Genomic DNA, 16,645 nt, shown 5'->3' with positions numbered 1-16,645 from the left:
TACTAGCCGCTAAGTCAGCCGCTACCTTAACTGAAGCCTATAAAAAAGCCACTGCGTTAACGCAGTGGCTTTTTTGGTTTTAAGGTTTAAGCGGTAACTAGCTAAACGCTTTTGCTACTAACTTATTGCTGTCAGCTTAATGACGGAAGTGACGCATGCCAGTAAATACCATAGCGATACCGTGCTCGTTAGCAGCAGCGATAGTCTCGTCATCACGCATAGAACCGCCCGGTTGAATAATCGCAGAAATGCCGACTGCTGCCGCATTATCAATACCATCACGGAAGGGGAAGAAAGCATCTGAGGCCATGACTGCACCAGCAGTAGCAAGTCCAGCATGTTCAGCTTTGATAGCAGCGATACGAGCTGAGTTAACGCGACTCATCTGTCCTGCGCCCACGCCTATAGTACGCTGGTTTTTGCCATAAACAATAGCATTAGACTTCACATACTTAGCCACGGTCCATGAAAATAGTAAGTCGGCAATTTGCGACTCAGTAGGCTGGATATCAGTGACAATTTTAAGCTCATTAGCAGTGATAATACCTAAGTCTTGCTGCTGTACTAGTAAACCACCATTTACCCGCTTGTAATCTAGTTGCGCATGACGCTCAGCTGGAGTAGGTAGCGCACCTGAGACTAGTACGCGGACGTTTTTCTTACTAGCAGTTACTTGCAATACACCGTCTTCAATACTAGGGGCAATGATAACTTCTACAAACTGACTATCGATAATAGCTTTGGCAGTAGCCACCGTCAATGGGGTATTAAACGCAATAATACCACCAAATGATGACTCAGGATCCGTACTAAAAGCGGTATGATAAGCCGCTACTTGATCGTTATTAATAGCGACACCACAAGGGTTAGCATGTTTGACGATGACACAAGCTGGGGTGCTAAACGCTTTGACACATTCAAGAGCAGCATCGGTATCGGCAATATTGTTATACGACAGCGCTTTACCTTGTAGCTGCTTAGCAGTGGCGATGGAAGCTTGACTAGCTGCTGATTGACTCTCAACATAAAAGGCGGCTTGTTGATGAGGGTTTTCGCCGTAACGTAGGTCTTGAACTTTATTGAGCTGCAGATTAAAAGTGCGCGCAAAGGCTTCTGGTTGCTGTGTTTCATTAACACGAGAGCCTAAGAAGTTGGCAATCATACCATCGTATTGAGCGGTATGTTCAAAGGCTTTTACTGCCAAATCATAGCGTAATTCAGCGCTCAATTTGGTATCGTCACCTAGGGCAGTAAGCACTCGCTGATAGTCAGTAGGGTCAGTCACAATACCCACATGAGCATGGTTTTTCGCGGCTGCACGTACCATAGTTGGGCCACCAATATCGATATTTTCGATAGCTTCATCCATAGTCACATCAGCGCGAGCAATAGTCTCGGCAAACGGGTATAGATTAACGACTACTAAATCAATACGATCGATCGCATGTGCGCTCATGATCTCATCATCGACACCACGACGACCCAAAATACCACCGTGAATTTTAGGATGTAGTGTCTTAACACGCCCATCCATCATTTCAGGGAAGCCGGTATAATCCGACACTTCAGTAACGGCGATATCGTGTTCTTTAAGTAAGCGATAAGTGCCACCAGTTGATAATAAGCCAAAGCCTGATTTGATTAGACCTTGAGCAAATTCAACAATACCGGATTTGTTAGAGACCGAGAGTAGTGCAAGTGCTGTTGTACCCATAAGACAAATTTCCATAAAAAAAGCCTGACACGGTGTCTGGCAAAGGAGAACGAGGGAAAACGAGTAAGCATCATAAAACATTTAAGCACTTTATACAAAAGTGGATGAGCGTTTATAAATAATCTATAAGCAATTTATAAACAGTCACTCTATGCCATCAAGCCATAAGTCTTTAGTTTTTTGCGTAACGTGCCACGGTTGAGACCTAAAATTTGCGCGCATTTGGACTGATTGCCACGACTTTGCTCAAGGACTACAGTTAGTAGCGGTAATTCTACTTGCCTCAAAATAAGCTCGTATAAGTCAGTCGGGAGCTCATCGCCTAGAGCATTAAAATACTGGCGCACAGCATGTTCTACATGGATATGTAGCGGTACTACGCTTTCTATAGCGCTAGTTGCCTCTAGGGATTTATTGCTATCCTCATAGATTATAGCGGCCATAGTTTGACTAGGGCAGTTGTGATCAGTAGTAGCATCAGCACTATGAGCAAAATGGTCAGAGTTGTGTGCATGGGATGCCATAAAGTAATATCCTTGAGATGAGCAGCAGGTAACACTGATAATAAACTATAGGGTTATAAGATGACAGAGTCAGTAACAAGCAAAAGGTCTTATTATTGATAGTCGGTAAGCAGCAATCAGCGACCTAATAACTAATAAATAGCCTCGATAGTAACTTGCTGAATTTTCTGTACCGCTACTGGGATAGTGAACATTAATGATTTACTCTTATTACCCGCAATTTGGCTTTGGTTACTGAGTAAATAATCCTCTGGCATAGCGATAAAAGCGCCAAGCAAGCCAGCTTTATCATAAACAGTCACTTTTAAACTAGGCAGTAGCTGTTTGTATGTACTTTTATTGATTATATTTGCTTTTATATCACTAAAATTATTGCCTGTATTTACTTGACTGCTGCTATAAGACTGCTTAGTTATACTAAACATAGCTAAGTTAGCACTAGGCAAGCTACAAATGGCTACCGAGCAAAGGGCTTGTAGTCTTGCAGCATAAGCTGGGTTTTTAATCAAAGTGTTTAAGTTAAAAATAACGTATTGTGCAAATAGTAATAGCACTAGTACCAGACAACCTACTAACCATAGTAGTGAAGCTAAAGGTGTGTGTGGATTTGCCTTTATAGGTTGACTACGAGCTTGCGCATTACTTCTAGACTGTTGACCTATGGATTGAGAATAGTCTATAGCGTTTTTACTAGTTGGCAAAGGAGTAACCGCACTGGGTTCAGCGACTTTATCAGTAGCCTGATAAGGGTGAACATTGTCTATATCCTCACTCAATGCCTCATCTAACAGGGTTTGCCACACATTAGTCTCACCATCATCAATTGCTGAGTGCTGACAAGCTATAGAGTCAATTGGCTCTATCGATTCAGAATGAAATTTAGCGCTATTAATACTATTTAGCTTAGCAGTATCAACATCAACATCAGTAACACCCTGTATACCCCTGACCATATCAACAGCAGAGTTAATTTGGTTAGCCCTGACTCCATTATATTTAGAAGCTTTACAGTATTTAGAAGCTTTATAAACACTAGTATCAAATAAGGCTTTATTAACTAAAAAAATCTGCTGACAGTCACTACAATGACCCCTATATGCCGCTTGGTCTAACTTTGCTGCTGGCAAGTCATAACCACTAAGACAATGCGGACAGAGAGTTTGAGTCGAAGGGGTCATGTCATTGAATCCTAAAAGATAAAGCAATAGTATGGTTTACCGAATGCTGCTCCCTAAGACAGAATCTCTAGTAATTTGCCCTAAAAAAAGTTTATAGGCAGATTATAGTGTTAAATTTATAAACTTTAGCTGAGTAACTATCGTAACAGATGTAATCAGATGTTGCTAGCCTGTAAAAGTCCCTGATAAGCGCTGCCAATGTTGATCCTCTTGTGCCGTATAGGCATGCTTGGCATCTAAGGCAAAATAGGGGCTATAAGCGTCACTAACTTGTTGGGTCTGCGACTCAATCAAGCCTGCCAACACGATTCGACCTTTATCGGCAATTAGGGTGGCAAAATAAGGAGCTAGGCTTATTAATGGCTTGGCCAAAATATTAGCCACAATCACATTAACCGCACTGACTTGCTGCTCAGCACAGAAGGCTCGGAAATCGTCAGGTAAAAACGCTTGTAGCTGACCTTCAACATTATTGCGAGCAGCGTTTTGATTGGTGGCAAGTACCGCTTGTGGATCGATATCTACGGCATAAACATGCTTTGCTCCTAATAACAAAGCAGCCACTCCCAAGATACCTGAACCGCAACCATAGTCGATCACTACTTTATCGGTTAAGTCTTGTTCAGTCAGCCAATCTAGACATAAACGCGTAGTAGCATGATAGCCAGTACCAAAAGCTAGACCCGGATCCATGATGATATTAGTAGCTTCAGGTTTAAGTGGGGTCAGCCAATTAGGTACAATCCATAGATCATTAGCGCATTCAATAGGATGATAATGGCTCATCCACTCACGTTCCCAATCCTTGTCGGCAACAGCAGTAAGCCAAATACGACTGGCATTAACTTCTGCAGCAATCTCATGACTTAGTTGTTCAACGGCTTGTCGACTGCCATTCTCTGCACTAGCGTCAAATAGCCCCGTTAAGATTACCTCATCCCATAATGGTGATTCACCAGGAAGCGGCTCAAACAAAGGCTGATCTCCAGCATCATCGAGAGCGATAGATAAAGCGCCTGCTTCTAGCAGTAGCGCTTCAGCAAGATCAACATTCGCTTTTTCACATTGTAAGTGTAGTTGTTGCCATGCCATAAGATAACCTCAGTTAAAATTAGTATAAAAATAGGTAAAGTATTTGCCTTAGCACCTTAGTGGTTAGCGCAAGGCTTGTTTGGCCTCATTAATCACTCGGGTGTTGTTTTGCGCTTGTCCAGACTTTAGGATAATCTGCCAAAGAGCATGACGACGACTGGCATCTTCAGAAACGACTAGACCACGACGCGCCATAGCTTCTGCCTTACGAGGCTGATTTTTCTTCAGGGCAACTTGTGCCAAATAGAAATAGACCGCTGAAGATTTAGGGGCCAGACGTTGAGCACGAGTAAAGCTACTCTCTGCTGCTGTCAATTGCCCAGCTTTTAATTGACTGATACCAACTTGCATCAAGTTACGAAACGCCAGCAAGCTACTACTGTTAGCAGTGGCTTGACGAGTTTGCTGTTGAGAATTTTGCCGTGCACGCTCTAATAGATCATTGTGCGAGGGCAGAGGCGGTAGCCTTGAGCTGACCGGATCACGGTTGGAAGGTGCAGCAGCACTTGGCACAGTGTTGGTCTCATACACTGGTGGATTAATTGACTGATTAACAGCCGCATTAGGAGGTGCTGGAGTAGAAGGCGTAGTATTACTAGCAGCAGGTGGTATGTACGGCTCTATAGTATAGTCGTTAGCATCATCCGCGTAGTCGTCATTACTATAATAGCCATCGTCAGAGTAATCGTCATTAGCGTAGCTATCCTCATCAATAGTGTAGTCACTATCAGCTTGTGCTAACTCATCGGCGCTAGGGATAATTATAGTGCGCTGTACTGTAGACTCAGAGTCTACTGTCACTGAAGCATCGGGGCTTTTTACTGAAGGAGTCACGGAAGGTGTTGCTGACGAAAGTGGCGCAGTTTGACAGGCACCCAATAGCAAGCAGCCACACAATACGCTTATGGACAGTAATCCTTTAGAGCATCTTGTTTGCCAAAGTAAGGCTTTATTAGTTGTAGTGTGGCCAGTAGTAGTCTCAGCAATAATTATTTGAGTCAGCCTGACCTTAGCCGATAAGCGGATAGATGGTTTGTTATATTCTATAGCTATAGGCACTGCTGATTGCTTAAATATTGCCATGTTGACACCCTTTTCTCACCACATTTTTGATAAAATATTTATTTTAATACGTGTAGAGACAGCAGTCATAACTTTCTATGACTGCTGCTTAGATTAATGAGTTACTAGACTAATGAGCTGCTAGAGTCATTAGTTACTAGTGGGTCAAGCACTAGAACCACTCAAGGGCTCGATCATACCAAGTGTCGGCGTTTCTTTGTCCTTCGCCACCTGCTTGATTATCATTTTGTTGTGTTCCATCGCCATTAGGGGTATCTAACCCTTCACGCTGGCGTTGGCGATTGATAGCGTCTTGTTCACCCTCCAGCTGCGATTGTTCACGATCCCGATCTTGCTGATATAAGTCAAGAGCACAACTGCTAGCTTCTTCTGGCAAATAAGCAGAGAGAACCGGTAAGTAGCGGGCATTAGCACAGCGCTCGTTAGAGAGCTTACCAGAGTTGTTTTCAAGCCATAACCACTCAATACCTTCAGGCTCAGCCATAGACACTGGCGTCAACTTTAAGCGCTTCATATAATCGACCCAAACCGGTAGCGCACCGCTGCCACCACTGAGACCTATAGGCTTGTTATCATCACGACCTACCCAAACTACGCTCACATAGTTGCCACTATAGCCAGCAAACCAAGCATCACGAAAGTCATTAGTGGTTCCTGTTTTTCCGGCTAGATTGAGGTTACTACCTAGAGATTGAATGCTCTTAGCAGTACCGTCTTTAACCACTTGTTGTAGCGCATAATTAACTAAGTAGTTGGTTTCAGGTGGTACGCTACGCTGAGTATTTAACCCAGTGCGTTGTAAAATACGTCCACGATCATCGACAACCGTACGAATACTATGAATAGGCGTGCGAAAGCCACCAGTAGCAAACACTTGATAGACACCGAGCATATCCATCGGGCTAAGGTTGAAAGAACCTAACAATGCTGACGGGTAAGGAGGGGTTTTTTCTTCAACTCCTAAGCGTCGTAACTGTTTGGCAAATGAATCTAGCCCAAATTCCATACCTAAGCGTACCGCACTTTGATTATAGGATTTGGCTAAGGCCGTAGTCAATGGGACATAACCATGATCACGGTTGTCATAATTTTTTGGATTCCAATTAGTGCCGTCGTTTAAGTTGACAGTAATAGGAGAGTCATCAACAGAGCTTGCCAAATTATAGCGACCACTTTCTAAAGCGGTCATATAAATTATCGGTTTCAATAACGAGCCGACTTGACGCTTGGCATCGACAGCACGATTAAAGCCAGTAAACTCACTACCACTACCTACCACGGCAACTAGCTCACCAGTTTCAGGATTAGCACTAACTAAGGCACTTTGTAAGTCTTTAGTTTTGCTACTATTGCGACGCAAATCGCTAAGTTTGTTGCTGACGGCTTTATCAGCGGCCATTTGAGCAATAGGGTCGAGGGTGCTGATAATAATCAAACCCTCATTCTTTAGATCATCGGAATAGTAAACATCATTGAGTTCGCGTTTGACGATATCTAAAAAGTCAGGAAAACGGTTCTTACCTTCTACCGGCTTATCAACCACGCCTAAAGGTTTCTTGATAGCGGCGTCATACTCTTGTTGATTTAGCACCCCAATAGTCAGCATGTTATTTAACACAGTATTACGGCGCGCTTTAGAATCGTTAGGGTTTCGACGAGGGTTATAAACACTAGGACCTTTGGCCATACCGACTAATAAAGCCTGTTGATCAACCCGCAACTCATTAAGAGGCTGATCAAAATAAAACTGCGAGGCCAAACCAAAACCGTTAATCGAACGGTTGCCATTCTGACCTAAATAGATTTCATTTAGATAGGCTTGTAGGATCTCGTCCTTGGTATAATGTAACTCTAATAATACCGCCATCAAAGCTTCATTAGCTTTACGCTTTAAAGTGCGATCTGAGTTCAGATAGAAGTTCTTTATCAGCTGTTGGGTGATAGTTGAGCCACCTTGCCGAGCGCCGCCGGAGGAATTATTAAGGAATGCCCGCGCAATACCCCGTATAGAGACGCCCTTGTGTTCATAAAAACCACGATCTTCAGTCGCTACTAAAGCATCAATAAGTGGTTGCGGCACATCTTCTAAAGAGACCACCATGCGGTCTTCGTTATTATCAGGGTAGATACCACCGATATTCACTGGCTCTAGGCGGATAATACCAGTTTTATTCTGCTGAGTGCTTTGAATGGCTGAGATTTTATTATCAGAGATGGTCATCTTGATAACTTGTTCTTTATCAACGTCATTAGCGCTGTAACTAAAGCCACGAGTATGAATAAAGTAATTATTACCCGACTTATGATAGCTACCAGTACGGTCATAAGCTGTATTGCTGCGATAATTTAGCAGCTCAAGCCAACTCTTCATAGTATCGTTATCGACGTTAGCGCCTTGATAGAGTTCAAGGGGCTGCGAGTACACTTTGGCTGGGATATCCCAACGCTTGCCTTCAAACTTTTTAGTAATAGTGCGATCAAGTTTGACTAAGTAGAGGGCAAAGAGCACCATACCGGCAATGACAATAATCAACAAAATGCTGCTAATCACTAAACCGCGCTGTTGCGAGGGCAGAGTGCTTATTACCATTTTGGCTGATTTTGGCGGAGTAGAATAGGGTTTTTGCACTGATAACGCACCGTTTGGATATAAAAAACTGCTTTATAATGACGTAAATTGATAAAACTTTCAATCTATCATCATCACCATAGCTATTGATTAGCTTTGAGCTGTGAGGGTGTATAATAACCATTGCTAGTTATGACTTTAGCGCTATCATAATAGCATTAAATGCCAGTTGGCTTTGAATAAAGCGCTTAAGGCCGTTAATTTAGTCTATAAACAGTATATAAAATAGCAACTTATCGGCGCTGTTATGATGTGTTTTTTATGAATTAACAGCAGTAGATCGCTTAGCAAATTTGTCTAAAGGAAATACTAAATACCATGTCTAGCGTTTCATCACTGCCATCGAATACCCTTAACTACGATGATCACTCGATTACTCAAGGGCTAGTATTGCCACCAATTGGCCACTGCTTTCATTGTGGGGATCCTGTACCACGTCCACCGTTCCATACTGACGTACTAGGTAGCGCACGTGAGATGTGCTGTATGGGTTGTCAGTTGGCATCACAAAGTATCGTTGAGGCCGGTCTTGAGCAGTATTATTTGGATCGCTCAGAGATTAACCGTACGGCTAGCTTGCCTATCCAGTTGACGCGCTTAGAAGCTTATGATCACCAAGAGATTAAGTCGCAGTTCGTCTATGCGCAAGATGGTCTATCCGTCGCTGAGTTATCTGTTAATAATTTACGCTGTGCCGCTTGTACTTGGTTGATCGAGTCGAGACTGTATGAGATTGACGGTATCAGTAAGTGTCAGGTCAATCTGACCAATCAGCGCATGCGCATCGTTTGGGACGAAGCTAAATTACCTATCAGTCGTATCTTGGCAGTCATCAACGAAATCGGTTATGAGGCCAAGCCGTATCGGCAAGACACCCATGAGGCTATGCTCGCCAAACATAATAATAAAATGCTATTGAGATTAGGGATTGCGGCGCTTGGGGCGATGCAAGCGATGATGTATGCAGTGGCGCTGTACTTTGGTGAGCATAGCGGTATGTTAATACTGCAACGCGACTTTTTGCGCTGGGTATCTCTATTCGTTAGCATACCGGTGTTCTTTTATGCTGGCGTGCCGTTCTTTACCTCCGCTTGGTCAGCAGTTCGTGCTCGGCAAGTCAATATGGATGTGCCGGTCAGTGTGGCACTGATAGTTACTTTTTTTGCTAGTCTCTACGCCACTATCACTGGCAACGGCCAGACTTATTATGATTCGGTTAGTATGTTTATTTTCTTCCTATTAGCTGGACGCTATATCGAGCACAATGCACGCTTAAAAGCTGCTACTATGGCTAATGATTTAGTAGTCATCGAGCCTATATTAGTAGAGAAAATAGCCGAAGATAAACAGGCTGCTAGCCTTATATTGCAACAGATGAGCTCAACGAAGCCGGTTGCACCTAGCGCTGCTACTGATATCGACGGCGCTGCTAATATTAATACTAATGCCGCTATGACCACAGCTGCTAACCAGGCGACTGCTACTCTAGCTATTTCGCCGACTATGGATGTAGCGGCAAACTTTATGCAAGGGATGGATAGTAAGCTGTATGCTATCACTGAGTGTGTTGCCATTGCTTGGCAGCAGCAGAATAAGCAGCAAGCTCTAGCTAGCAACAGCGCTTTGCAACAAGCAGAGCCAGCAGTAGCCAAGAAAATGGTGACCGCTCATAGCTTGCAAGTCGGTGACATTATTATGATTGAAGCTGGGGCTGAGATTATCAGTGATGGTATTTTACTCAGTCAAACGGCAACAGTCTCGCAAAGCCTGCTAACGGGCGAGGGCGACTTGATTATAAAAACCCAAGGCGATTATATTATTGGTGGGGCGCAAAACGATAGTCAACCATTTCAGATGTTAGTTACGGCCTTGCCAGCAGATAGTCAGATCGGGCTGATTGATCGGTTAATGAATCGGGCGATGAGTGAAAAACCTAAGCTGGCCCAGCAAGCAGATAAACTAGCACGCTGGTTTGTAGCGCGGATACTAGTGTTATCAGTATTCGTGTTTGTCGGCTGGTATATCGTTGATCCTAGTCAAGCGATTTGGGCGACAGTAGCAGTGCTAGTCGCCACTTGTCCTTGTGCATTATCTTTAGCCACCCCGATTGCTTTAACGGTAGCCACCAATAGATTGGCAAGCTACGGATTCCTAACTACTCGTGGTCATACTTTGCAGACTTTAGCTGAGATTACCCACGTAGGCTTTGATAAGACGGGTACTTTGACTTATGGTAAGCCTAACTTATTAAATATTGAGCTACTAAAGCCTAATAATGAGCTGGACTTAGCAGTACAAAAAGATCAGTGGTTATCGATTGCCGCAGCTTTAGAAGTCGGTAGTCGTCATCCGATTGCTCATGCGTTACTGACGGCTGCTTATCAACTGCATTTACCAGCAACCCAACAGTTGATTCATTATCCAGCTGGCGGGGTCGAGGCACTACTCGATGGGGTAAGATACCGAATCGGTCATCTTGATTTTGCTTTAGATAGCGGCGATGCTAATTCTAAAAATTCAGCGACCAACGATAAAGTAATCAGCGATAAAGTAATTAGCGATAAAGTCACTATCGACTTAGTCAGTCAGCGGGCCAGCTCAGCAGTAGTGCTCTCTTGTCAGCAAGTTAACGAACAGATGTCTTCGACTACTGGCGAACCAGTAGCTAGCTGGCAAGCACTAGCTTGTTTTTATTTTAACGACAAGGTACGTGACACTGCACAAGCCATGCTTGATGCCCTTAAGGCTGCTGGTCTAGAGTCAGTTATGCTGACGGGTGATCCTAGTCCGCAAGCACTAATTATGGCTAAGTCTTTAGGGATGCAGTCGGCTTATAATGGTTTGTCACCTACTGGTAAAGTCGATCATATTCAGCAGATACAAGCGCAAGGCGGGGTAGTGTTGATGGTCGGTGACGGCATCAATGATGCACCAGTATTAGCAGCAGCTGATGTCTCTACATCCATTGCTGGTGCTGCAGATTTAGCACAAGTATCAAGCGATAGTATTATTCTTAATGGTCAGATCGAAGCTATCACTGCGGCTAAGCGTATTGCTGATAAAACTGAGCGTATTATTAGACAAAACTTCCGCTGGGCCTTAGCTTATAACGGCATTGTGCTAATACCGGCTATATTTGGCTATGTACCCCCTTGGTTGGCTGCTATTGGCATGTCGCTAAGCTCACTGTTGGTAGTGTTAAATGCGCTACGTTTAAAACGCGCTTAATCTAGAGGTTATTTGATAGCCTTTGGTTAATAGCGGTACTTACTATAAAGATAAAACCTTTAGCCATAAAAAAACCGTCGATAATCTAATTATCGACGGTTTTTATTATTTAATACTGCTAATACTAGTCGTTCAATTAGTCTTGTAAATAGCTAAGTAGACGCATAAATTCGATATACATCCACACTAAAGTAGCCAAAATACCAATACTAAATAACCACTCATAATCTTCTGAGATACCAGCGGCTACACCACGATCGATGTTATCGAAGTCGAGTAATAGAGTAAAAGAAGCAATAACAATCACAAATAAGCTAAAACCTATAGCGATAGCGCCGCCTTCAAACAAGAAAGGGAGACTTGAACCAAAAGCTAGAGATAACACCCATTGCGCCACATAAACTAGCATAATAGCAATAAGCGCTGAAGTTACGATTGAGCGGAGCTTTTGCGTGACTTTGATCAGCCCAGAACGATATAATCCAAGCATTACTGCGGCCGTGACAAAAGTAGCACACATCGCGGTTACAGGTACAGTAGGGTACATTCTCATAAAGAATAGTGAGATACCACCCAAGAAAATACCTTCTAATAGCGCATAAGGTACGGCAAAGGTTTTGGCTTTATGAGGTTTAAAAGTAATAAACAAAGCTAAACCAAAGGCGGCAAACATACTACCAAAAGCGGCCATGGTAATAAAACCTTGCGATAAACCAGCCATAAGCGCATAAAAGAAGAAGCCGACGCCAGTGATAGCCGCCAGTCCCAGTAATAAACTGGTCTTTTGTATTACACCTTTGACGGTCATTGGCTCACCGCCGATCGCAAGTTCTGCGCGACTGACAATAGGATTTGCCATACTTGTATCCTTAATAAGAAATAAAAAAATAATATAGATGTTTGCTACTTTAGCAAAACCGTAATTATTGTCAACGGTGTTTGCGTGAGTGTTTTAAGCGCTCAAGTCGCCTGCTTACCTTGAGGTTAGCTACTAACTTCCCTACTATTAACTAATAATTGTACTCAGATAAATAAGCAGCGAGATAAATAGATTAGTAGCATTGAGCAGACACTAAGTAGCAGTATAATGCTTCATAAATAGATATTTGATAATCAATATATGGGGGTTATTATCATTATTAACAATGATGATTGATAAAACGGGCTGGTCTAAGCGCTTATTTCTCGTTATCATTGTTATCAATAAAGCGATGTACCTTCATCAGGCAATTTACTATTGTCTGCCCACTCAACGCTATGCCGAGTCATCTATGGAAAACTCAGCGCAGTCGACAAGATTGCCGCATTTACACCAATCAGAGCTATTTCACGCTATAAAGAACCCAGCATTTCGCCGTATTGGTTTAATGGGTAGAGCTGGAAAGCGTAGTGTGACCCAAAGTTTAGTACAAGTTGCAAATATCGTTAATGAGATGGGTTTGACCTTGATCATGGATGTAGAAACCGCAGAACTGCCTACTTTAGACTTAACAGAAATCGAAAAAGTTAAAATCGTCAAGCGTAGTTTAATCGGTGAGATTTCTGATTTAGTTATTGTAGTTGGTGGCGATGGATCTATTTTGCATGCTGCTGAAGCGCTCGCTCGCTATCGGGTACCAGTACTAGGGGTCAACCGTGGTCGTCTAGGATTCTTAGCTGATGTAAAACCTAATGAGGTGGCCTTAAAGCTACGCCAAGTATTAATGGGTGAGTACCAGCTCGATCATCGCTTCTTACTAACTATGGAGATACGAGAAGGCGATAGGATCATTCATGAAGATATGGCGCTTAACGACATCGTGTTGCATGCTGGCAAGTCAGTACATATGATTGACTTTCAGATGAAAATTGATGGTCAAGACGTTTATCGACAGCATAGCGATGGTCTAATAGTAGCAACGCCCACTGGCTCAACGGCCTATGCGTTATCAGGGGGCGGTCCTATTGTTCACCCTAGTATGGATGCTATTTGTCTAGTACCTATGCATCCGCATACCCTGTCGAGTCGGCCTATCGTGGTCAGTGGCAACAGTGAAATTTGCATCCGTATTCATGAAGATAATCGCACTCAGCCTATGGTGAGCGCTGATGGTAAGCCCAGCATTGCCTTAGATCAGCAGCAGCGTCTATATATCCGTAAGCATCCTGATAAGCTGACCTTATTGCATCCGCCTGGCTTTGAGTTCTATGAAGCTTGTCGTACTAAGCTACACTGGAACGTCCATGCTGAAGAGTTCGATCTTGATGATGATGATGATATTATAGAAGGTCAATAAACGTCTTTAATAGTAGCCTGTAAAAAAGTAAGTGGAGCAAATAACATGGATAAACAAAGCATATTAGCCAGTCTAACCCCAGAAGTTGCTGACAAGTTTCGTATGGCTATTGAGTTGGGAAAATGGCCTGATGGGCGCAAGTTGACTGATGATCAGCGTGAGACTTGTATGCAAGCAGTAATGATATGGGAGCATGAACATTTAGCCCCTGCTGAGCGCACTGGCTACATACATAAGCCAGTAGCGGCAGATGGCTCTACGGTAGGCGCTGAATGTGATGTGGAACATGAGCATCATTATCCTAATATGCCCAATCCCAAAGGGGCAATACAGCCAGTAAAATTCCGCGACAAATAGATATAGCGCTAAATCTTTACCTGTTAAGCCAATATTATTGCTAATCGTTTAGGCTTAGAGTGCTAATAATCTAGAACCATTAAAAAGAGCCAAGCTATTACTAATAGCTTGGCTCTTTTTGATATTAACTTTAAGCTAGTACAGTGCTAAAGCGCAGTAGTATCGACGCTTGGACGTACAGTTAGTGGATTCTTTTGCATCAAGAATCCTTGCCAGCCCCAATGTAGAAAGTTACGAATATTGGCGTGATCAGTACCATTAGGCGTCTCTAGTACTTGGTTATAGTATTCACCAAATAGTTTGAGAGTGTCTAATTGGCTAAGACCATGATGCAGGGCAAAACCAAAAATTTTGGCACTACCTTCGTTATCACCAGCAGCATTATGAACCATGCCATTAGTGAATGATTTAGGAGCGTAACGATAGAAGTCATCAATAAAACTGATAACATCATTGAATCCAAGAGCTCTTTTACTCAAACCATTAAGCAGAGCTGATACGTCTGACTGGCGAATACTCATAAGTAGATGACCTTAAAGCAAATTAAACTAATTAGTATTAAAAGTGTTTAATAGATGCTTATTAGTTAGGGTTAAAAATGAAAGATCTTAATAAGACTCTATAGCAATCGATTATTAACGATTAAAATAGTCCTCATCATCAAATGACGGTGCAAAATTGCCTTGCTCTAAATGCTGCATTTGCGACTGCACCGAACGTTCATCTTGAATACGCTGGTATATCTCTTCACGGTGTACCGCAATATCTTTCGGTGCATTTACCCCGATACGTACTTGGTTGCCCTTAACGCCTAAGACCGTTACGCTAACCTCGTCGCCAATCATCAATGTCTCGCCAACGCGGCGGGTCAAAATCAACATACGTCACACTCCTTATGTCGCAGTAATAAACTATTATGCATGGTGTTATATCTCAGTTGCAGTATACCATCGCTACCAAAAACTAGCCCAATAGTTATAAACTATGAAAAACAGAGTGATTTAACTTGTTAATCATAACCAAAATTAAGGTTCAGTAGATTGTTGAAAAATAGTGCGAATAACGATGATAATAATTAAAAAATTCATCTTGCCCAGATGAAGCGTCTATTATAAGTTGCCTAGTAAGGGCTGTCACTGATTTTCACAAAATTGGTAGGTAAACCCGCCATCAGTAACAATTAATAATAAAAAACAGGATTATAAACAATCCTGTTTTATTAAATTGGGGCTATAAGTCTTTTATAAACTCTATTAGTAAGTCTATTGTCCGGCGACAATACTCTCACCGTCTTCACGGTCAAGACCAAAAGCGGTGTGTAGTGATTTTACTGCTTTATCTAAATATTGTTCTTGAATCAGGACAGATACTTTTATTTCGCTGGTCGATATCATTTGAATATTGATATTGTTTTCAGCCAAAGTTTGGAACATAAGACTAGCTACACCAGCATGAGAGCGCATGCCAACACCGACTAGTGACACTTTGACCACATCGCTGTTACCTAGTACATCAGTAGCACCAATCTCATTTTTAACTTCTTCATTAAGCACCTTCATGGTTTTGTCCATGTCGCTGCGATTAACAGTAAAGCTGAAGTCAGTGGTGCCATTAGTCGATAGGTTTTGTACGATCATATCGATTTCGATATTGGCACGTCCAATAGGGCTAAGGATAGCGGAAGCAATACCTGGGTGATCAGGAACACCGCGTACTACAATTTTTGCTTCATCACGGTTAAAAGCGATACCTGAAATGATTGCCTGTTCCATACTATCTCCTTCGTCTATGGTAATTAGAGTGCCAACGTTGTTTTTGAAATGCTCGTCAAAGCTGCCATCAGTGTCTGTGTCAAAGCTCGATAATACTCGTAACGGCACGCCATATTTGCCCGCGAACTCTACGGAGCGGATTTGTAATATTTTTGAGCCGAGACTGGCCATCTCTAGCATCTCTTCAAAGGTTATTTTTTCAAGCTTTTTGGCCTTTGAGGTTACGCGTGGGTCAGTAGTATAGACCCCATCAACGTCAGTATAGATTTGGCACTCATCAGCGCCCAGAGCGGCAGCAATAGCGACTCCAGTAGTATCAGAACCACCACGACCTAAGGTAGTAGCATTGCCATACTGATCGATACCCTGAAAACCGGCGACTATCACTACATTGCCCGCATCTAATTGCTCACGAATATTCTTATCATCAATCGACTCAATACGAGCCTTATTATGGGCAGCATCCGTTTTTATCGCTACTTGACGGCCAGTGAATGAGCGTGCGCCAATGCCAAGCTCTTTAATCGCCATAGCTAGTAGCGAGATCGATACTTGCTCACCAGTTGACACCATTTGATCATATTCACGTGGGTCAGGCTGACTACTAATTTGGCGTGCCAAATCGATCAGACGGTTAGTTTCACCACTCATAGCAGAGACTACGACCACGATTTGATGACCGTGGTCGTGCCAACGTTTGACCCGCTTAGCGACATTTTTGATGCGGTCAATACTACCCATTGAGGTGCCGCCGTATTTTTGTACTATTAATGCCATAAAAATTCTTACCTA

General features: G+C 42.8%; 12 protein-coding genes and 1 pseudogene. 3 read left to right on the top strand and 10 right to left on the bottom strand.

The features are described 5' to 3' along the window. Positions 1-136 precede the first annotated feature (136 nt). The 6 genes from purH to mrcB all read right to left on the bottom strand — a co-directional run bounded on the left by purH (position 137) and on the right by mrcB (position 8,181). Positions 137-1,714 carry a bifunctional phosphoribosylaminoimidazolecarboxamide formyltransferase/IMP cyclohydrolase gene (gene purH / locus JMY09_RS03945; RefSeq protein WP_201622378.1) on the bottom strand — a complete coding sequence of 526 codons (1,578 nt, stop codon included), beginning with the start codon at positions 1,712-1,714 and terminating at the stop codon, positions 137-139. Positions 1,715-1,863: 149 nt separating this feature from the next. Further along, positions 1,864-2,157 (bottom strand): helix-turn-helix domain-containing protein, encoded by a 294-nt coding sequence (locus JMY09_RS03940; RefSeq protein ID WP_227677159.1) that lies wholly within the window; start codon positions 2,155-2,157, stop codon positions 1,864-1,866. A 212-nt stretch (positions 2,158-2,369) separates the two neighbouring features. Further along, positions 2,370-3,416: a DUF3426 domain-containing protein gene (locus JMY09_RS03935; RefSeq protein WP_201622285.1), complete on the bottom strand. Its 1,047-nt coding sequence runs from the start codon at positions 3,414-3,416 to the stop codon at positions 2,370-2,372. A 165-nt stretch (positions 3,417-3,581) separates the two neighbouring features. After that, positions 3,582-4,508 carry a 50S ribosomal protein L11 methyltransferase gene (gene prmA / locus JMY09_RS03930; protein ID WP_201622284.1) on the bottom strand — a complete coding sequence of 309 codons (927 nt, stop codon included), beginning with the start codon at positions 4,506-4,508 and terminating at the stop codon, positions 3,582-3,584. A 63-nt stretch (positions 4,509-4,571) separates the two neighbouring features. Then, the gene (locus JMY09_RS03925; protein WP_201622283.1) at positions 4,572-5,591 is read right to left on the bottom strand and encodes a tetratricopeptide repeat protein; all 1,020 of its coding nucleotides are present in this window, start codon (positions 5,589-5,591) and stop codon (positions 4,572-4,574) included. 151 nt (positions 5,592-5,742) lie between these two features. Further along, a complete protein-coding gene (gene mrcB, locus JMY09_RS03920) occupies positions 5,743-8,181 on the bottom strand; it encodes a penicillin-binding protein 1B (protein WP_379606730.1) in 2,439 nt (812 codons plus the stop codon). A gap of 357 nt (positions 8,182-8,538) precedes the next feature. Here mrcB and JMY09_RS03915 point away from each other — a divergent pair, with 357 nt between their 5' ends. Then, on the top strand, positions 8,539-11,448 hold the full coding sequence (locus JMY09_RS03915; RefSeq protein WP_201622281.1) for a heavy metal translocating P-type ATPase: 2,910 nt from the start codon (positions 8,539-8,541) through the stop codon (positions 11,446-11,448). 136 nt (positions 11,449-11,584) lie between these two features. On the opposite strand, the gene JMY09_RS03910 is transcribed toward JMY09_RS03915, so the two are convergent. Next, entirely contained in the window at positions 11,585-12,307 is a 723-nt protein-coding gene (locus JMY09_RS03910) for a Bax inhibitor-1/YccA family protein (protein WP_201622280.1), read from the bottom strand. A 412-nt stretch (positions 12,308-12,719) separates the two neighbouring features. Here JMY09_RS03910 and JMY09_RS03905 point away from each other — a divergent pair, with 412 nt between their 5' ends. Beyond that, positions 12,720-13,724 carry an NAD(+) kinase gene (locus tag JMY09_RS03905; protein WP_201622377.1) on the top strand — a complete coding sequence of 335 codons (1,005 nt, stop codon included), beginning with the start codon at positions 12,720-12,722 and terminating at the stop codon, positions 13,722-13,724. Between the two features lie 45 nt (positions 13,725-13,769). Next, complete coding sequence (locus JMY09_RS03900) at positions 13,770-14,081, top strand: YeaC family protein (RefSeq protein ID WP_201622279.1); 312 nt, start codon at positions 13,770-13,772, stop codon at positions 14,079-14,081. A gap of 146 nt (positions 14,082-14,227) precedes the next feature. On the opposite strand, the gene JMY09_RS03895 is transcribed toward JMY09_RS03900, so the two are convergent. The 3 genes and pseudogenes from JMY09_RS03895 to JMY09_RS03885 form a co-directional block, all read right to left on the bottom strand. Then, entirely contained in the window at positions 14,228-14,602 is a 375-nt protein-coding gene (locus JMY09_RS03895; protein WP_201622278.1) for a HopJ type III effector protein, read from the bottom strand. Positions 14,603-14,794: 192 nt separating this feature from the next. After that, positions 14,795-14,962: pseudogene (csrA, locus tag JMY09_RS03890) on the bottom strand (carbon storage regulator CsrA); the annotation flags it as partial. A gap of 381 nt (positions 14,963-15,343) precedes the next feature. Further along, positions 15,344-16,630: an aspartate kinase gene (locus tag JMY09_RS03885; protein ID WP_201622276.1), complete on the bottom strand. Its 1,287-nt coding sequence runs from the start codon at positions 16,628-16,630 to the stop codon at positions 15,344-15,346. Between the last annotated feature and the right edge of the window lie 15 nt (positions 16,631-16,645).

Origin of the sequence: Psychrobacter urativorans, assembly GCF_904846695.1 — a bacterium.
Lineage (GTDB): Bacteria > Pseudomonadota > Gammaproteobacteria > Pseudomonadales > Moraxellaceae > Psychrobacter > Psychrobacter urativorans.
This window is presented reverse-complemented; position numbering and strand designations above follow the sequence as displayed.